This is a genomic window from Streptomyces sp. NPDC002463 (genome assembly GCF_042889835.1).
Classification (GTDB): Bacteria; Actinomycetota; Actinomycetes; order Streptomycetales; family Streptomycetaceae; genus Streptomyces; species Streptomyces nymphaeiformis.
Window position 1 is genome coordinate 97,747 of record NZ_JBIARL010000020.1, and the last position, 17,860, is coordinate 115,606.

At 70.7% G+C, this 17,860-nt stretch carries 10 protein-coding genes; 3 read left to right on the forward strand and 7 right to left on the reverse strand.

The genetic code is table 11. The features are described from left to right. Positions 1-569: 569 nt before the first annotated feature. Entirely contained in the window at positions 570-4,793 is a 4,224-nt protein-coding gene (locus ACFYX3_RS32775) for a S8 family serine peptidase (RefSeq protein WP_389021245.1), read from the reverse strand. Positions 4,794-4,884: 91 nt separating this feature from the next. Here ACFYX3_RS32775 and ACFYX3_RS32780 point away from each other — a divergent pair, with 91 nt between their 5' ends. Further along, a complete protein-coding gene (locus tag ACFYX3_RS32780) occupies positions 4,885-5,838 on the forward strand; it encodes a helix-turn-helix domain-containing protein (RefSeq protein WP_389021248.1) in 954 nt (317 codons plus the stop codon). A gap of 926 nt (positions 5,839-6,764) precedes the next feature. On the opposite strand, the gene ACFYX3_RS32785 is transcribed toward ACFYX3_RS32780, so the two are convergent. Continuing rightward, positions 6,765-9,032: a Dyp-type peroxidase gene (locus ACFYX3_RS32785; protein WP_389021251.1), complete on the reverse strand. Its 2,268-nt coding sequence runs from the start codon at positions 9,030-9,032 to the stop codon at positions 6,765-6,767. A 343-nt stretch (positions 9,033-9,375) separates the two neighbouring features. Between ACFYX3_RS32785 and ACFYX3_RS32790 the strand changes: the two genes are divergently transcribed. Beyond that, a complete protein-coding gene (locus tag ACFYX3_RS32790) occupies positions 9,376-11,337 on the forward strand; it encodes a galactose oxidase-like domain-containing protein (RefSeq protein WP_389021254.1) in 1,962 nt (653 codons plus the stop codon). A 581-nt stretch (positions 11,338-11,918) separates the two neighbouring features. Then, entirely contained in the window at positions 11,919-12,371 is a 453-nt protein-coding gene (locus tag ACFYX3_RS32795) for an SRPBCC family protein (RefSeq protein ID WP_389021257.1), read from the forward strand. 487 nt (positions 12,372-12,858) lie between these two features. Here the strand turns inward: ACFYX3_RS32795 and ACFYX3_RS32800 are convergent, their stop codons facing one another. The 5 genes from ACFYX3_RS32800 to ACFYX3_RS32820 form a co-directional block, all read right to left on the reverse strand. Continuing rightward, positions 12,859-13,341 carry a MaoC/PaaZ C-terminal domain-containing protein gene (locus tag ACFYX3_RS32800; protein WP_389021260.1) on the reverse strand — a complete coding sequence of 161 codons (483 nt, stop codon included), beginning with the start codon at positions 13,339-13,341 and terminating at the stop codon, positions 12,859-12,861. A gap of 312 nt (positions 13,342-13,653) precedes the next feature. Then, positions 13,654-14,142, reverse strand: coding sequence for an acyl-CoA dehydrogenase family protein (locus ACFYX3_RS32805; RefSeq protein ID WP_389021263.1), 489 nt, complete (start codon positions 14,140-14,142; stop codon positions 13,654-13,656). Positions 14,143-14,400: 258 nt separating this feature from the next. Then, entirely contained in the window at positions 14,401-15,828 is a 1,428-nt protein-coding gene (locus ACFYX3_RS32810) for an amidase (protein WP_389021266.1), read from the reverse strand. Positions 15,829-15,949: 121 nt separating this feature from the next. After that, positions 15,950-16,135 (reverse strand): hypothetical protein, encoded by a 186-nt coding sequence (locus tag ACFYX3_RS32815; protein WP_389021269.1) that lies wholly within the window; start codon positions 16,133-16,135, stop codon positions 15,950-15,952. Between the two features lie 281 nt (positions 16,136-16,416). Next, complete coding sequence (locus tag ACFYX3_RS32820) at positions 16,417-17,853, reverse strand: APC family permease (RefSeq protein WP_389021272.1); 1,437 nt, start codon at positions 17,851-17,853, stop codon at positions 16,417-16,419. Between the last annotated feature and the right edge of the window lie 7 nt (positions 17,854-17,860).

Consider the following 17,860-nt stretch of genomic DNA (forward strand, 5'->3'; position numbering starts at 1 on the left):
GGCACGGGGAGCTTCCGGTTCATGCCGGGGGATGCCTCGTACGGTGGTGCCGACGCTGCCGCGCCTCGCTCGACGCGGATCGAAGACCTTCTGCTCCGACGGCGACGGCGGCAGCCGACACGGAATCGATCGCCGGCGCAGCGTGCTTGGGTGCCGCAGCGAGTGCGGGAATCGTCAAGGACGGAGCCGAACTCGCTGCCATGGCCGGCTGCGGCGCGGTGGCGCGTGCCGCCGGCGCGGCCGTCGACAACGCCCTCACCCCTGGGCGGACAACAGTCCCACCGGACAGCTCTCCGCCCAGGCCACGAGCAGCGTAAGGTCGGCATGGGCCCAGCCCGTTGGCGCTCCACGCTCCCGAACGCACTCAGAACCTCCCGCCTCCGCCGCCTGGACCGCGTGCACCAGATCCGGACCGTTTCCGGACCAGTCCTCTAGGAGCACAGAAAGAGGGGCCTGCGGGAGATTCTCCCGCTCGGCCACGCGCGCGAGCGTCGACCGGACCCGGGAGTTCCGGGCCGGGTCGACGCTCGCGCCGGTCATGCGGTCACACGCGTCATGCGCGCGGTGGGTCAGCGGCGTAGCTTCAGGCGGTGCACCCCGCCGTCGACCGTGCCGACGTAGAGCGTGCGGCCGTCGGGGGCGGCGGCCAGCCTCGTGGTGTCGGTGTTCTGCAGGCCGCTTGAGATGTTCTCCCAGGTGAGGCCGTTGTCGGTGCTGCGCAGTACACCCCGGCCGCCCTGGACGAGTCCGGACTCCCTGGAGCCGGCGGTGGCCGCGTAGAGCGCTCCGTTCACCCGCAGCAGGTCCGAGACGTGGACCGCGAGCGGGCCGGTGTCGGCGGTGCGGAAGGTCCTGCCGTCATCGGTGCTGACCCGGACGGACGATCCGCCGACGACCAGGCGTCGGCCATCCATCACGATCGCGGAGACGGGGCCCTCGGCGACCTTGGTCTTGGTGACGCCACCGTCGTCCGAGCGGTAGAGGCCCGAAGCGTTGCCGAGCCAGAGGCGCCGCGGGTCGCGCGGGTCACCGGCCATGGCATCGAAGGACCTCTCGTGGAAGAGGTTCTTCCACGTCCTGCCGCCGTCGGACGTCGCGAACAGCCCGTCGCCGAAAATGCTCCTGAAGCTGATCGCCACCCGGTCCGGGTCGGCCGGGTGGACCAGGATCGAGGTCGGTATCTCCGACGACGTGCCCTTCACCTGCCAGGTCCGGCCGGCGTCACCGCTGCGGGAGACCTCGAAGAGGCCGGTCGCGGTGCGCCGGACCTGCCACACCACCTCGGTGTCCTCGGGCGAGACGGCGATGTGCGAGGTGAGGCGACCGGTCCTGCCCTCCGCCCCGGACTGGCCCCACTCGGGGCCGGCGACAGGGATCGCGGTGCGGTAGGTGCCGCTCACCGTTCCGGCGAGCAGTTGGTCGCCGCTGGCCGCGAGGGCGAAGGTGGTCAGGCCCTGGACGCCGATCCTCCGGTATCCGGTGCCGTCGGCGGAGCCGCGGTACAGGCCGTCCTGTTCGCTGGAGACGGTCACCGAGCCGTCGGCCCAGCGGTCGTAGTCCATCGCGATGGCGGCCTTCGAGGGGGCGGGCACGGGCTTCCAGGTCTTGCCGTGGTCGTGGCTCACCTGCCCGGCGCCGAACAGCGCGCGCAGGTACAGGTCGCCGCCGGAGGCGGACAGTCCGTTGCCGCCCTCCGCCAGGGGCAGCAGGGTGGACCAGGTGCGGCCCTTGTCGTAGGAGCCGCGGACGCCCGTACCGGGGACGTAGGCCGCCACCACGGTGGAGTCGGCCGCCATGCCGCGGATGGTGCTCACGGGCTCGTCGAGAACGAGGTGCGCCGCACCGGGGTCGCCCTTGCCGACGCCGTCGATCCGCCAGACGCCGTCGAAGGTCGCCAGGTACAGGGTGTCGCCGACGAGGGTCGCGTCGCGGACGTCACCGGTCACGCCGGTGGGGTACGTCGCCCAGCTGTCGCCCGCGTCCGTGCTGACCAGCAGTGTGTCGTCGACGATCGCGGCGAGGGTACGGGTCTGCTCGTCCGCGACGAACTCGTCGATGTGCGCGTCGGGCACGTCGAGCTTGCGCCAGGTGCGGCCGTTGTCGTCGGTACGCAGGATCGTGCCCCGGCGGGTGGGGTCGGCGGCCGTGTTCACGGCGTACCACCAGCGATCGGGGCGGTGGGCGTCGACCACGACCGCTCCGGTGCCGTTGCCGTCGGCGATCGGCAGCCTGCCCACCTGGCGCCAGTTGGCGCCGCCGTCGGTGGTCAGCCAGGGGGCGGCCTTCCGGAACTGGGTCACGACGGCCTGCTTCGGCCGGGCGGGCGAGAGCGCGACGTGACCGGCCTCGCTGTTCGGGCCGATGGGCTCCCAGCGGTTGCCGCGGCTGTCGGCGGGGGTGACCTCGAAGGCGCCGGTTCCGGTGATCCGCCGGCCGTCGGTGGTCGTGGCCCGCACGGCCAACCGGTAGGCGCCGGACGCCTTCCCGGTCACGTCGGCCTGGTAGTAGCCGGCGCCGTTCATGGTGGTGGGCAGGGTGAAGGCCTTGCCGTGCGGCGGCGTGACCCTGATCTCCGGCGGCGCGTTCAGGGCGGCCGGGGCGGCGATGTGCACGGTGGAGCGGCCGTCGCTCGGATCGGGGGACGCCTGGACGACCAGGTGCCGGACGACGAGCAGGTACGGCACCCGGAGGGCCGGGCCTCGCACGGGGGTGGCAGTGATCCGGCCGCTGATCTCCGTGTCGGTGGCCGGGCGGTCTGCACGCAGGGTGACGTCGACGGTTGCCGACCCCCCGGCAGGGACGGTCACCCGCGGCGGAGACACGGCGGTGGGCCCGGTACTGCTGAGGGCGACGGCCAGCGGTGTCCTGCCGGGGTTGGCCAGGCGTACCTGCGCGGCGCCGCCGACGGTCTTGTCCGCCAGGTCGGCGAGGCCGAACGACACGGTCGTCGGGGAGGCGCTGAGGGTGGCCGACGCTGCGGCGGCCACGTCGAGCCGTCCGTTGCCCTGGGCGGTGGGGCCGGTGCCGGCGAGCTGCTTCGCGGTGCCGACCAGTGCGGACCTGATCTCGTCGGGGTCCTGGTCCGGGCGCAGTTGGCGCAGCAGGGCGGCGGCTCCGGCGACGTGCGGGCTCGCCATCGAGGTGCCCGACATGCGGTAGACACCGGGTGCGTACATCGAGGTGGGGATGGTGGAGCGGATCTCCACGCCGGGTGCGACCAGGTCGGGCTTGAGGCCGAAGCCGGTGCCGGGTCCGCGCGCCGAGAACGAGGCGATCTGGTCGGTGGAGTCGGTGCCGCGCAGGGTGACGGACACCTTCCCAGCGGCCAGTTCGCGGCTCAGCTGGGCGTACTGGGTCGTGTCGATGCCCATGACGACCAGGCGGTCCATGCGCAGCGAGTCGCCGGAGGCGGCGGTCCGGGTGAGGTCGGGGCGGGCGGGGGTGGTCGTGGCGCCGATCGTTCCCGGGGTGGCGGCGAGCACGGGTCCGCCCCCGGCCGGAAGGCCGCCGAGCACCGCGAGCGCGCCGCGCTCTTCGGCTTCGCGTGCCCAGTCGATGTCGCTCTGGCTCAGGACATCCGTACTGGGCGCGACGAGGATGTCGGCCCGCAGGATCTTGCCCCGTACGTCACCGACCCGCTTCCAGTCCTCGGCCGTGCCCGCGCCGACGTCCACGAGCGGCGCGGTGACCGGTTCCCGAGGCGGGTTCGCGGACAGGACGCCCCGGTACGTCTGGATCAGCTCGGGCTCCTTGCCCGCCAGGTACGCGCTGGGTATCCGCAGCCCGCTGGTGGAGGCGCCGACCGCGATGACGCCGTCGGCCGACGCCGGAGTGTTGACGGTGCCGCTGCCGGGACCGTCGTTGCCGGCCGCGGCGACGACGACCACTCCGGCCCGCACGGCGGCGGTCGCCGCGCGGCCCAGCGGGTCGGTGCCGTCACCGGAGCCGCCGAGGCTCATGTTGATGACGTCGGCCCGCTGGGGGTTGGCCGGGTCGGCCGCCGCCTCGATGCCGGCGATGATGTCGGAGGTGTAGCCGCTGCCGTCGGCGCCGATGACCTTGTAGGCCAGCAGGCGCGCGTCGGGCGCCATGCCGGTGACGCCTCCCTTCCTGACCGCCTTGCCCGCGATGATGCCCGCGACGTGGGTGCCGTGACCGTTGTCGTCCATCGGGTCGTCGTCGCCGTTGGCGAAGTCGAAGCCGCCGACGACCTTGTGCCCCTTGCCGAAGCCGCCGCCCAGGTCGGGGTGGTCGTAGTCCACGCCGCTGTCCAGGACCGCCACCACGGTGCCCTTGCCGGTGGCCTTCACGCCGGCCGGGTCCTCGCGCTTCCAGACCTCGGGCGCGCCGGTCAGCGGAACGCTGACGTCCGTGCGCACCTGTATCCGGGTGTCGGGCCGGACGGCGACGACGCCCGGCAGTGCGGCCAGCCGCGCCCTCTCGGAGGCGGGCACCGTCATCGCCACGGCGTTGACGAGCAGGCCGAGTCTGCGGGGCGAGGCGGGGTGCAGTCCGGCTTTCCCCACCGCCCTGACGAAGGCGTCCTGCCGTGCCGCCAGGGCCCGTCGGGCGTCGCCGACGGCGGAGGCGGTGCCGGCGGTCAGGGAGGTGAGCGAGCCGCCTGGAGCGGCTGCCACGGCTGCGTCTCCGGACAGCTCGACGATGACCCGCTGGTTCGGGTCGGGTGACTTCGCGGTCGCGGTGCCGGGTGTCGCGGTGAGCGTCCCGGCCAGCGCGACGGTGGTGACCGCGGCCGCCGCCAGGCGTCGGCTTCTTCGTGGGTTCTTGGCCATGGGCAGAAGTCCTAGCGCCGAAGTCACGCTCCGTACAACGGATCTTGGCGGCCCATTGCTGCACTTGGCACCAGTGGGCCAGGATCCGCACATGACGAACGAGCTCACCGCGGCAGGCATCGATCCGTTCGACGAGAGCGTCTACCGGGCTGTGTTGACCCGGCGTACGGCGGCCCCGGCCGAGCTCGCCGCCGACCTCGGCTGCTCCCCTCTCCGCGTCGCCAGGGCGCTGGACCGACTGCACGACCACGGCCTGGTCGGGCGGCTCGCGGGCGTCCGACGCCGGTACGCGGCGATCGAGCCGGGAGCCGCGGTCGAGTCACTGGTGCGAACCAGGACCGCGGAGTTGGACCGGGTCCGTTCGGCGGCGGGCGAACTGTCCCGCCTCTTCGCGGCGGCCCAGGCCGGCACCGCCGGGGAGGACGAGGTGGAGATCGCCACCGGCCGCGAGGCGCTCGGCCGCTGGTTCGTCCGCCTCCAACAGGAGGCGCGCGAGGACGTCATGACACTGGATCGGCCGCCGTACGCGCTGACCACGTCCAACCCGGTGGAGAGCAACGCGCTGGGGCGCGGGGTGCGCTACCGCGCGGTCTACGCCCCCGAGGCGCTGGAGTGGCCGGGGGTGCTCGAGGACATCCGAGGACTCGTGAGCCGTGGCGAGCAGGCCCGGGTGATGCCGGGCCTGCGGATCAAACTGGCCATCGCGGACCGCCGGCTGGCGCTGATGCCGCTCTCCCTGGACCTCGACGGCGTGCGCGCTGCGGTCATCCGCCCCTCCACGCTGCTGGACGCCCTCACCGACTACTGGGAACTGTGCTGGAAACAGGCCCTGCCGCTCGACGCCCCCGCCCAGGACCCGCTCGGCGAGGAGGACCGTCTGGTGCTCACCCTGCTGGTCAGCGGCCTCAAGGACGAGGCCATAGCCCGCCAGCTCGGCTGGTCGGTCCGCACCATGCGCCGGCGCATGAGCCGCCTCCACGACCTTCTGGGCTCGGTGAACCGCTTCCAGGCCGGTGTCGTCGCGGCACGCCGTGGCTGGATCTGACCCGCCGCCGAGCCGGGGCCGATCTCGCTGGTCAGCGCGGGTTCGTCGGCTGTACCACCAGCGGACGAAGAACCTTTGTTGCTCCCCCAAGGCGCTTGAGCTCTTCTGGCAAGTGAAGTCGGTGCCTGGAGGGAAGATCGTCTCACCGGGCACTCCTGCGCTTGGACACGGCGACATCACCCGGCTGCCACGTGCAGCGCGTAGCCGGTTCCAGGCGCGCTTCCCGGACCATGCGCGGTCCGGACCGCACGCTTCGGCAAGCATCCGCGGGATGCCGACACCCGTCTCCGGGATCTGCCGTTGTCGGCCGCCGCTGTTCCAGCGATGCCGAGGAGGAGAGGCAGCCGCACGTCCGGGCCCGTGAGGGAGCCGGCGAGGGCGGTTCCTGCGGATCCTGAGGTGATCTTCAGGGCGGCTACCCAGATGAAGGCCTGCCATGACCGCCACGGAGCCGGCGAGGTTGCCGAGAGCATAAGCGGCGATCAGCGCCGCCGCGGTGCCCGTCTCGACGCCGATGATCTTCGTCGTGTGCACCGCCGTACGAGGCAGGGCCGCGACGCCGAGTGCGGCCGACGAAGTTCCACCGCAATGCGCGCAGACGCCAGATTCCCACAGGTCAGCGGCCCGTGTGCAGGCCAGGGTCAGCAGGAGGTCAGCATGAGTGCCGTGACGTTCCCGGCCCCTCCACCGTGGCGCGCAGGGCGATCGGCCCGACACCGTCGCCGCCCGGCATCCGGAGATCCGTCAGGATCGGGGCCAGGACGGCGGTGGACGGTCTCTCGACTGAAGGTGCGGGCCACACTCCCGACCGGCCTCGCCGAGCGGACCCTGCACATCCGGGGCCGTTTCCGCTTCGGCGCCCGGCTTTGTTCCGCGGCGCGGCGAGGCGCACCGGGTCCGGCACCCGCTCGGGGGGGGCGGACCTGTCAGCCCGTCAGGGACCTCCACGTCGTCAGCGGTCGGTCCTCGACCGTGACCTGGTCCTCGTGGCCATGACCGTCACGGATCACGATGATCCGGTACTTGTCCTGGTGGAACACCCAGAACAGACTCATGCCGTTGATCCGCTGCATGTCCGGTACCGCAAGGAATTCGTCCACCCGCGTGATCCCGGCCAGCGATCGCCACAGGTCGAGGCCGCGGTCGCCGCGTTCGAGGTTGTCCGCGTGCATCCTGCCGTCGGCGACCGAGACGAGGCGGTAGACCTGACGGTCCATGAGGGTGTGGAACACCCAGTACCAGCTCTTGCCGTCGACCCTCTGCATGTCGGGGACCGGCAGGAAGGCGTCCACCCTCTCGATCCCGTTGAACGAGACCCAGGCGGAGAGCGAGCGGTCCGGGAGGTCGATCGCGGTGGCCTGCTCTGGCGGGATGCCGGACTCGGCGCCGTCGGCGATCGAGATCTTCCGGTAGACCTGCCGGCCTTCGACGGTGTGGAACAGCCAGAACCGGCTGCGGCCGTTGATCCGCTGCTCGTCCGGAACGGGCAGGATCGCGTCGACCTTCTTCACCCCGGCGTAGCACGGCCAGGTCGTCAACGGCCGGTCGGGGCGCTCGCGGACGTCCGTGTGCTCGTCCCCGTCGGCGATGGAGACGGTCCGGCAGACGGCGTCACCGTCGCCGCCCGTCCCGTACGCCCAGTACCAGCTCTTGCCGTCGACCCGCTGCATGTCGGGGATGGGCAGGAAGGCGTCGGTCGGCCGGACGTCGGCGGGCGGCTTGTCGGTGAGCCGGCCGTCACCGAGTAGCCGGAGCAGGGTCAGCGAGGGTACGAAGGCGTAGACGGACCCCTCGGTGACGACGAACTGGCTCAGGCTCAGCTGAGTGGTCTTGCCGGGGGTCTCGTAGCTGACCTTGCCGGCGGCCCCGACCATTCCGTCGGGGCCTGGCTTGTTGGTCCGGTTGGGTGGAAAGTCCGGGCTGTCGATCCACGCCTTCTGGATGAACTCGAACTGTTGGACGAGGTCCGACTGGTAGCAGACGAAGAGCAGGCCGCGCTTCTCGTCGGGCCCGCCGGGCCCCTCCGAAGCGGGGTCGAAAGGTGCGCCGTACGGGGCGCCACGGCGGATGATCCGGCGGCGGTCCATCACCGGATTCTCGTCGAGCGGCGGGTCACCGGGCTTCTCCTGCAGGCCGTCCCGGGGGTTGGTGCAGCGCAGGTGCGAGAAGAGCGGGGTGATGAAGCCCTCAGGGTCGTTGCGGTAGCCGAAGTCGTTGTCGTCGCCGGCCAGCGCGTTGGAGGGCCTGTCGGCGTTGGGGCACGTGGCGACGGGGGTGCCGGACCGCCACCGGCCGACGAGGCGGGCGGCCAGCCACTCCGAGGTGGCCTCGAGCGGCACCACCTTGGCCTGCTTGAGCACCTTCAGCTGCCCGGCGACCTGGGCCCAGAAGCCCGGGACGTCCTGGCCCAGCCGCCGCACCACCTGGAAGGTGCCGTTGTCGGCCCATTCGGGTGTCTCGTGCGGTACGCCGCCGACCCGGTCGTGGCCGACGACGAACTCACCGGGCGGGATCAGCCGGGTGCCGTGATGGCCCTTGACGTACTCGGGCTTGACGGGGTCCGGCTCGTCGAAGCCGATCACGCCGGGCTCGCTGACGCCGTCCTTGAAACCGAAGTGCTCCTTGCCCCTCCGGCTTCCGGGCAGTGTGGCGGCGTCCTGCTGGAACACGATCACGATCTTGGCCGCGGCGCAGGCCTCACGCTGCTGTCTGACCGTCGCCTGGAGGTCCTGGACGGTGTCGGACGCGACGGTGAGCACGGCGTGGACGACCTGCCCCTTGCCGTTGCCGAAGAGCCACATCCCCGGAGAGCTGTCGCCGGTGTCCCCGAGAGCCCGCTTGTCCGAGCCCTCTTTGAACGCCTCCAGGCCGCTGCCGGGCTTGACCGAGGGAAGAGGGTCCTTTCCGGTCAGCTCCCGCAGCCCCGCGCAGGTGAAGCTCACGTTGATCCAGGTGGCCTTCAGCGTCTTGGGGTCGTCGCCTTCCGAGGCCTTCCTGGCCTTGCTGAAGGCGGCGTTGAAGGCCGCCACCTGCCTCGTCGTGGAGATCTGCGGTTCCAGGGCCTTGACCCAGGCACGAGCCCTCGCCGCGTCCTCGAACTTGAGGAACAGCAGGGTCATCTGGTCCTTCTTGAAGCCGGCGATCACATCGCCCTGGATGTCGTCGCTCTCACGCAGCTTGAGATCGTCCACCATGTTCCCTCCAGGAGATCGACACCTCCACGCCCGATGTTGCGCGGAGTCATCATCGAAGTACGCAGTACTCGTATGCCCTTCCACGGACAGAGCGGACCGATGAGGCCCCTCGTCACCCGTTCGTTGACCACAAATGCGCTGGTCGGGGGGCGCACGAGGCGCAGAGAGGCGCTTTCGGCGCACGGGATCACCCGGCTGCGTGCCTCAGGGCGACAGCCGGTTGATGCGCCGAAACACTGAAGCTCGTCACTGTGCGTGAACGTGTGGCAGTCCCGGCGCAGCCCTCCCTCCGATGCGTCCCCAGTCGAACCGCTGCGCCCTCCTCTCTGCAGCAAGGAGTCCCATGTCCCGCAGCAATCCGCCCCTGCCCGCCCGCCGGAGGCTCGCCACGGCGATCTCGGTCTGCGCCGCCACCGCGATGGCCGCGTCCATGGCCCTGGCGTCGGCAGGCCCCGTACTGGCCCACACCGGTCACGACGAGGGAGGCGACGTCTTTCCCTACGGCCCCGCCTCCCGAGCGGCGACCGCGCCGGTCACCGTCGACCCGGACGAGGCGGCGACGCTCGGCAAGGAGCACGCCGAGGAGCACGCCCGTACCCGGAAGGCCCTGGCCGATGTCGGCGAGTACCCGCAGACCACCCGTACGGAGCGGCTCAAGTCGCTGACCGCCTCCCAGGAGAAGGCCAACGCGTCTTTCGACGCCGCCGAGTTCGGCCGGTTCCAGGAGTACTTCCAGTCGCCGGACTTCGCGGCCCATGTCGCGCTGTTGCCGACCGGCAAGGTCCTGCTGTTCTCCTTCGAGCGGATCGAGGTCAACCCGCAGAAGGAGCCCGCCCCCACCGACACGATCGGCAAGCAGAACGCCGGCCGCGCCTGGATCTGGGACCCCGCCAAGGGGACCGGTCCCGACGCGTTCACCGAGAAGAAGCCACCGGTCGTCAACATGCCCGACGGCAAGAACGAACCCCGCCCGGCCCCGTTCTTCTGCGCCGGCCACTCCTTCCTGCCCAACGGCATGCTCGGCGTCTTCGGCGGCAACCTCGGCGGCAACGGAGGCAGCGGCGCCAAGTTGAGCCTGGTCTTCGACCCCTGGGCGGAGGACTGGTACCTCAACAAGGACATGTCCGTCGGCCGCTGGTACCCCAGCGTGGTCACCGGCGCCGACGGACGTCAGGTGATCATGTCCGGCCAGTCGGAGCTGGGCTGGGGCACCCCCACCCCGATCGTCGAGCGCTTCCCCGACGCGAGCCGCCAGGTGCCCTTCGACAAGTCGACCAAGCCGATCGGCTGGGGGGTGGACAAGCTCAAGACCGAGGCCCCGTTCAAGTGGGACTATCCGCACCTGTTCTCGCTGCGCGACGGGAAGATCTACGGACTCGGCCGCTCCGTGGACCAGCAATGGCTCTTCGACACCGCCGCCGACACCAAGACCGACCTGCCGAACCGCCCGGACGTCAACAAAGCCAAGCCTGGACCTGATGGTGGGGAGTGGAGGCGCAACTACGGCTCCGCGGTCCCCCTGCCGGCCGGCTTCAGAGGCCCCGACTCGGTCCTGGTCCTCGGCGGCGACCGCAACGACCCGAACACCTACCGCCTGGCCGGCGGCAAGTGGAACACCGAGAAGCCCCGCGCCTTCGGCCGCACCCAGGACGACACCCTGCTCCTGCCGAACGGCAATCTGCTCACCGTCAACGGCGCCTTCGACATCCGCGACTACGGCAACGGACCGTACAACCCCAACGCCGACCTGAAGTACCGCCAGGTCGAACTGCGCGACGAGAACGGCGACTGGAAGCTCGGCCCCGTCCAGCGGCTGCCGCGCGGCTACCACTCCAACGGCGTGGTCCTCCCGGACGGCCGTGTCATGATCACGGGCGACGAACTCCAGCAGCTCGCCAACGACCCCGACATCAACGACAACAACAACGGCAGCATCGAGATCTACGAGCCGGCCTACCTCCACCAGGGCAGCCGCCCCTCGCTCGGTCTGATCTTCAACCCGAGCGTCGGCTACAACGAGAAGATCACGGTGAGCACCAGCACACCCAACGAGGTCACCCGCGCCGTACTGCTGGCCCCGACCACCGCGACCCACTCGATCAACACCAGCCAGCGTCACCTCGAACTGCGCATCAAGAGCCGCGGCGGCAACTTCCTGGAGCTTCAGGCCCCGCCGACCGCCGCCGCTGCCCCGCCCGGCTACTACATGCTCTTCCTCCTCAACGAGGAGGGCGCACCGAGCAAGGCCGGCTGGGTCCAGCTCAAGCCCCCGGCGACCGCCGCCAAGGTGAAGGCGGCCGACTGACACCTGCTGTCTCTCCGGAACGAGCCCCCAGCCCTGTCATGGGGCACGGCTGGGGGCTTGCCCCCAGCCGTCGGCCCGACCGTTGACGGGCTCCATCGGGGATGGCCAGGGGGTCTGGTCCGGTGTCCCTGCTCCCGGGCCGTACGGACCTCCTCGTCCGTGCGGCCCGTGAAGTTCCACCACCACTTGATCCGCCGACGTTTCCGCAGTTCAGAGGCTTTCGAATCCGTTAAAGTCAGCATCAGAGCGCCCTCGGAAGACCGATACGCCCGTAAACCACCGACTGGTCCCGGGTGCAGCCGTTCACGCCGCAACGGGCCGATCTCGGCAACGAATTCAGCGATCACCTCGGGCGAAAGCCCCGTGATCTCTCGACTCCGTACGAGTCAGCGCACATGCCCAGTTCCCCACCACGCAGAGCCAGGCTCAAACGATCAGAGGTCCGACACACCAGCGCCAACCATGCACGAGCTCGTGGGACCTGGCACCCGCCGTCCGAGGTGCGCGGGGCGGGAGGGTCCTCCACTCTGGAGGGAGCCTGCCCCTTGCGCCGGGCGGGTGCGACCCCGACGAGGAGTGGCATGTCCAGACAGTTCGAGGCGAGGGTCGAGGTGGGCCGGGACATCGACGAGGTGTTCGGATATCTCGCCGACGGGCGGAACGATCCGCGGTTCAGCCCGCGGGTACTCCGGATCGACCGGGTTCCCGAGTCGCCGACGGCCGTCGGTACGGTGTTCCGCAGCACGGTGAAGGACGCGGGGATGAAGACCTCGCGGGAGTTCCGCGTCACCGCCTTCGACCCGCCGCGGTCGATGCGCTGGGCCGAGGTGTCGAAGAACCTCGTGACGGTGAGCGAAGGCGGCTACGACCTGGAACCGCTGCCGGACGGCGGGACGCGGGTCCGCATCCACAACGTGCTGGAGGGCCACGGCCTCGGCAAGCTCATCGTCGGCCTGGCCCTGGCCGCGGCGCGCAAGGACGCGCCGGCCTTCGGGAAGCGCATCAAGGCAGCCGTAGAGGCGGACGTGTCCTAGATCGGCGAGACGTCGTGGCCCGTCGGACCAGGGGCCGCCCTCAGTCGTCCAGGGCGCTCAGCAGTTCCTGACGAGAGAAGCCGCACGGCGGCAGCGTCGCAGTCCGACGGTACGCGAGCGTGCCGTCTGCGTTCACGAGAAAGGGCCCGCTGTGCTGCAGGGGCAAGCAGGAATGGCCCCAGTCCGGCCGCCTCGTGCCCAGTGCCCGAAATCCGACTGCTGACTGTGCCGTTGCCGATCCGCTTGGTCAGCTTGCGGCGTGGGGCGCTTCGCCGGGCGCCACAAGCACCACCCGCACGTTGGTCCCCGACTCACCCGCGGCGGCCGGATCGGCCCATGTGCGAGCGTGCCCACTGCACTCGAGGCAGCCCTCCGCGTCCACCGGCCCCGGCTGATCGACAGGCGGTCGCGTGAGATCGCCGTTCCTCCCGTGTCGAGTGCGACGGGCGGGCACCCACACGTTGGGCGGCTGGGCCGGTCGACACGTTCACCGGGATCGATCGGATGTCGCCGTTGGGTGGTTCTTCACCACCGCTTCGAGCTCCAGGCTGAGGACCTGATCGCCGTTCTGGTTGATCAACTCACCGTGGATCCGCGCCACCGCAGTCCTCACACGAGGTGACACCTGTGCGACGGTGACCCAGCCTGTCAGCGTGTCCCCAGGGCGGACGGATCTCGGCAGGCTCATGCTCGTCATCCGGCGGCCCGCCGCCACGGCCCATCGCGAGTAGGGCCCGGCGACGGCGAGCCGTTGGTGGACGCACAGCGTGTGGAGGCCACTGGCGATGACCCCACCGAAGTGCTCGCCATCCCCGACATGGATCGGCAGCGGGTCCCCATGCCCGGCGAACTCCCGGATGTCGTCCTCGGTCATCATGTGCGTGCCGAGCGGCTGTCTGAGGTCGACGAACTGCTCGATGTCCTCCGCGTAGAGCCGACCTGCTTCCGTCGAAGCCTCACGCACGCCCATCGGCTCCCGTCACGCGACGGTCGGCTGGATGTGGCTCGGGATCCCCTCCAACGCGGGCGGTGCCGACCCGAACTGCCGGCGCTACGCCGAGGTCACCCGGGCGAAAGGCCATGTCGAGCCCTGCGCTCTCGCAGTCGGCCGGCTGCCGTGCGACGGGGTCTGTCCCGGCCTGATAGTCGGTGCCGAGATGCACGTTGATGCCGATGCGCGAGTCGAGGTCCTTCGAAAGTCGGGGAGAACGGGCGAACCTGGTTGGCGCAACCCTCAATGCGCCAACCAGGTCGTTACCTGCCTATGCGGCAGGAGTTTTCGTCACCGTGCGTACAGATCGCGGGCGATGATCATCTTCTGGATCTGCGGCGTGCCGTCACCGATCTGGTAGCCCGACACGTCACGCAGCATGGCCTGCAGCGGCATTTCCTCGGACCAGCCGATGTGGCCGTGCAGGACGACGCAGTCGTTGACGGCGGCCATCGCGACCTGCGGAGCCCACCACTTGAGCATCGCCGCCTGGGCGGTGTGCGGTTGACCCGCCCTGCGCAGGCCGAGGGTGTGGTGGGCCAGCGCCCGGACCGCACTGATGTAGATGGTGTGCTCGGCCGGCGGGAACTGCACGCCCTGGTTCACCGCCGACGGCTGCCCGAAGGTGGTGCGCTGCTTGGCGTGTTCCACCGTCATGTCGATGGCACGCTGCGCGGTGCCGATCACCATGAGCCCGATCAGGGTCCGGGTGAGGTCGAACTCCCGCATGATCCCGTGGAAGCCGGTGCCCGGTTCGAGCATCACGTGGAAGTCGGGCACGAAGGTGTCGTCGAATTGGAAGGGCGGCTTTCTGCTGCTGACGGGGCGTCGGCATACGAGCCGGGCATGCGTCAGACATACGTCAGAATACCGCCCGTATCGCACATGGCCCCCATAATGCGCACTCGGAAAACCCGCATGTCAGCGTCCCTTTCGGCAGGCTCAAGGATCACGACGCACTCGACGTGGTGGGACATCGGAAAGCATGGGAGTGCGCGCGATCCTCAAGTCCGCTGACAAAGCCGTGGCCTGGCGTGATCACAGGACCGGGACGCGGCTCCAGGGACGGACGGCCTCGATCGCGGAAGCCGCACGGAAGACCGTGGTGTCGTCGTACGGACGCCCCACGATCTGCACACCGGTGGGGACTCCGGTCGAGGCGAATCCGGACGGCACGCTCAGCACCGGGCAGCGGCTGGCGATGTTGAACACCGTGGTGAGCGAAGCCTCCAGAGAGTCGTCCAGCTCGACGCCGTTGATGACGACCTTCGTCGACGTGTAGTCGTCGTCCGCCACGTAGGCCGGGATGGCGAGGGTGGGACAGAGCAGCACGTCGTGCCGTTCGAGGAGTGTGCCCAGCTCCGCCTGCACCGCGCCCTCGATGGCCAGGCCTTCCAGGAAGCTGCCCGGCTCGCGGGCGGCGCGGCCGGCCCGCTCGGCGAAGTCCAGCGCGTACGGCGTCAGTTTGTCGCCGTGTTCGGCGGCCACCGACGCGATGTACGGGCCGAAGATCGTACCGAAGTGGATCATCGCCGCCTTCATGACGTCGGCACGCGTGATCGCGACCTCGACCTCCTCGACGATCGCCCCGGCGGCCCGCAGTGCCTCGGCGACGGCGCGCGTGTTGGCCTCGACCTCGGGGGCGACCTGCCAGTCGCCGAAGGTCACCGACAGGGCGACGCGCAGGCCCGCGGTGCCCTCGAAGCTGTCCGGCAGGACCAGCTTGGGGTGGAGGGAGACGCCGTCGCCCGGGTGCGGCCCGGCGATGACGTTCTGCAGCAGGGCACAGTCGGCTACGGTGCGGGCCATCGGGCCGTCGTGGCAGTACGTGTCGAGGTTGAAGGGCACCATCGCGGGAACGCGGCCGTACGGCGGCTTGAAGCCGACCGTGCCCGTGGACGAGGCGGGTATGCGGATGGAGCCGCCGATGTCGGAGCCGGTCGCGAGGGTGGTCTCGCCCGCCGCGAGGGCGGCGCCGGCGCCGCCGGAGGAGCCGCCCGGCGAGAACTCCAGGTTCCATGGGTTGCGGGTGACGCCCCACAGCCGCGACTGGGTGACCGCCGCACAGCTGAACTCGGGCGTCGTGGTCCGCGCGTGCACGATGCCTCCGGCCGCCAGAACGCGCTCGACGACCGGGTGGGTCTCGTCGGCGACCTCGTGTTCGAAGGCCAGGGAGCCGTCCGTGGCGAGACGGCCGGCGATGGGCTGCTCCTCCTTCGTCGCGACGGACAGCCCCTCCAGCGGCCGGGGCGCCTCCCCCTTGCCCGCGTAACGGGCCTCGGCCTCGCGTGCGGCGGCCAGGGCCTCGTCGAAGGTGCGCTCGGCGAGGGCGTTGACCTTCGGCTCGACAGCCTCGGCGCGCGCGATGACCGCGGTCATCAGCTCCACGGGAGACAGCGAGCGCTCGCGGAATAGGCGCAGTGCTTCGGTGGCGGGCAGGTAGGCGAGGTCGCTGGAATCGGTCATGTCTGGTCCTTGGTTCGTGGTGCTGCGGGAGGTGCGGGTCCGGGGCGCGGGCCCCGGCGGCCTTCGAGGGCCGTCGGCGCCCGGCCCCGCGTTCTCAAGCGGCGGAGTGGGCAGACCGGCTTCAGACGTATGTCAGTACGACGTCGGCCTCGGCGATCTCCTGCGGTGGGGGGCTGGAGGTGTCGCGGTCCGGTACCACCGGGTCGGTCGGGTTCCCGGCGCGGGGACTGGCGGCGTCGTCCACGCCGTCGACGTGGGCCGGACCTGCCGTGCAGGCGGCGAGGGCACGCCGGTCGGCGAGTGCCACGCTGCCGTGGACGGCGTCGATGGGGCGCGTCCTGGAAGCCAGGGGGTGAGCAGCCGGCCGCGGAGGTCGACGGCCTCGACACCGGGGCCGGGCAGCTCTCGCACCTCGTCAGGGCCGGCGGGGGTGATGAGGTCCCCGGTGGCAGCGAGGCCGCCGGCCCGGGTGCGGGCGGGGCCTCCTGTGTGGACGGAGCCATGGGTGAAGACCGGGCCGGCCTTGCGCATGGGGAGGTACTCCAGTGGATCGGCCGACCGGAGGCGGCCGACGGGACATGAGGGTTGTCACTCGGAGCAGGGGCTCGTGTCGAAGCCGGGGGAGAAGTACGGGGCTTTACGGACCCAGCGGGCCCATGCCGCGACCGCCAGACCGGAGGCGAGGATCAGGGCCGGGACGAGCAGGGCGAACCAGCCGTTGTCCGCGGAGATCTCGAAGTGGTCGGCGGAGTCGTAGAGCCACCAGGCCAGGTAGCCGCCCACTACGAGCAGGGCGAGCGCTCCCAGCGCAGGGCCGACGACGGCCCTCAGGCCCTCCAGCGGCGAGGTGCGCAGGAGGTGTCGGAAGCGCACGGCGGCGGCGATGGCCGTCAGCGCGTAGTAGAACGCCACCAAGATGCCTATCGCGTTCACGGCTGCGAAGATCAGGTCGTTGACGGTCGGGATGACCAGTGAGAGCAGGGCCAGGACGACGGCGAACGCGGCGATCAGCAGCGTGGCGGCGTAGGGCGTCTGATAACCGGGGTGGAAGCGCGTCCAGACGCGGCCGAGAGTGCCGTCGCGGCCCATCGCGTACACCCCCCGCGCGGTGGGGATGACCGCGGCCTGCAGTGATGCCACCGCCGAGAACATCAGGGCGATCAGCGGCAGGGCGGCCAGCGGCTGATCGGCGAGCTTCTCACCGAAGTACGTGAGGCCGTGGGCGCCGTTGTCCGCCAGCTCGCCCAGGGGCATCACGCGCTGGAAGGCCGTGCCCCCGAGCAGGAAGAGCACCAGCATCACGGTCAGGGCGATGAATCCGCTGCGGGAGGCGTCGCCCGGATCGCGGACCTCTTCGCCCACACTGAACACCGACTCGAAGCCCCAGTAACAGAAGACCGCCAGGACCATGCCCTGGGCGAGGCCTTCGAAGGAGGGTATGGCAAACGGGTTGAACCACTCGAGCGAGAACGGCTGGTCGCCGACGAACAGGCCGTACCCGCAGAACCCGAGCAGTACGGCGTACTCGAAGATCAGCAGCCACTTCTGGAACCCGGCGGCGAGCTCCACCCCGCGGACGGAGACGAGCGCGGCGGCGATCAGGACGACCAGGCCCAGCAGAGTGGCCTGCAGGGTGGAATCCGGGTCGAGACGGAGACCGGCGACCCTGTGGAGGGACGCCTGGCCGAGGAGCTGGAGGATCGCCGAGCCGGTCACCGTGGTGGTGTAGGCCATGAAGACGATGGTGCCGACGATGTTGACCCAGGCCGCGAGGAAGCCCAGCCAGGGACTGAGGGTGCGGCCGATCCAGCGGTAGCTGCTGCCGGCGTTCGGCTCCACACGGCCGAGCCGCCCGTAGCCGCCCGCGATACCCAGGATGGGCAGGAAGGCCAGCAGCATGATGGCGGGCAGATGCAGACCGACCATGCCGGCCATCAGCCCGAGCCCGATGCCGATGCTGGTGGTGGCCGCCGTGCTGGAGGCGGCTATCGCCACACCGCCCCAGAGGCCGAGCGATCTCCGCATGGCGGGC

Coding starts and splice junctions, on each gene's coding strand:
- ACFYX3_RS32790 (WP_389021254.1), top strand. CDS start 9,376: ATGTCCCGCAGCAATCCGCCCCTGCCCGCCCGCCGGAGGCTCGCCACG.
- ACFYX3_RS32795 (WP_389021257.1), top strand. CDS start 11,919: ATGTCCAGACAGTTCGAGGCGAGGGTCGAGGTGGGCCGGGACATCGAC.
- ACFYX3_RS32780 (WP_389021248.1), top strand. CDS start 4,885: ATGACGAACGAGCTCACCGCGGCAGGCATCGATCCGTTCGACGAGAGC.
- ACFYX3_RS32785 (WP_389021251.1), bottom strand. CDS start 9,032: ATGGTGGACGATCTCAAGCTGCGTGAGAGCGACGACATCCAGGGCGAT.
- ACFYX3_RS32820 (WP_389021272.1), bottom strand. CDS start 17,853: ATGCGGAGATCGCTCGGCCTCTGGGGCGGTGTGGCGATAGCCGCCTCC.
- ACFYX3_RS32775 (WP_389021245.1), bottom strand. CDS start 4,793: ATGGCCAAGAACCCACGAAGAAGCCGACGCCTGGCGGCGGCCGCGGTC.
- ACFYX3_RS32810 (WP_389021266.1), bottom strand. CDS start 15,828: ATGACCGATTCCAGCGACCTCGCCTACCTGCCCGCCACCGAAGCACTG.
- ACFYX3_RS32800 (WP_389021260.1), bottom strand. CDS start 13,341: ATGGGCGTGCGTGAGGCTTCGACGGAAGCAGGTCGGCTCTACGCGGAG.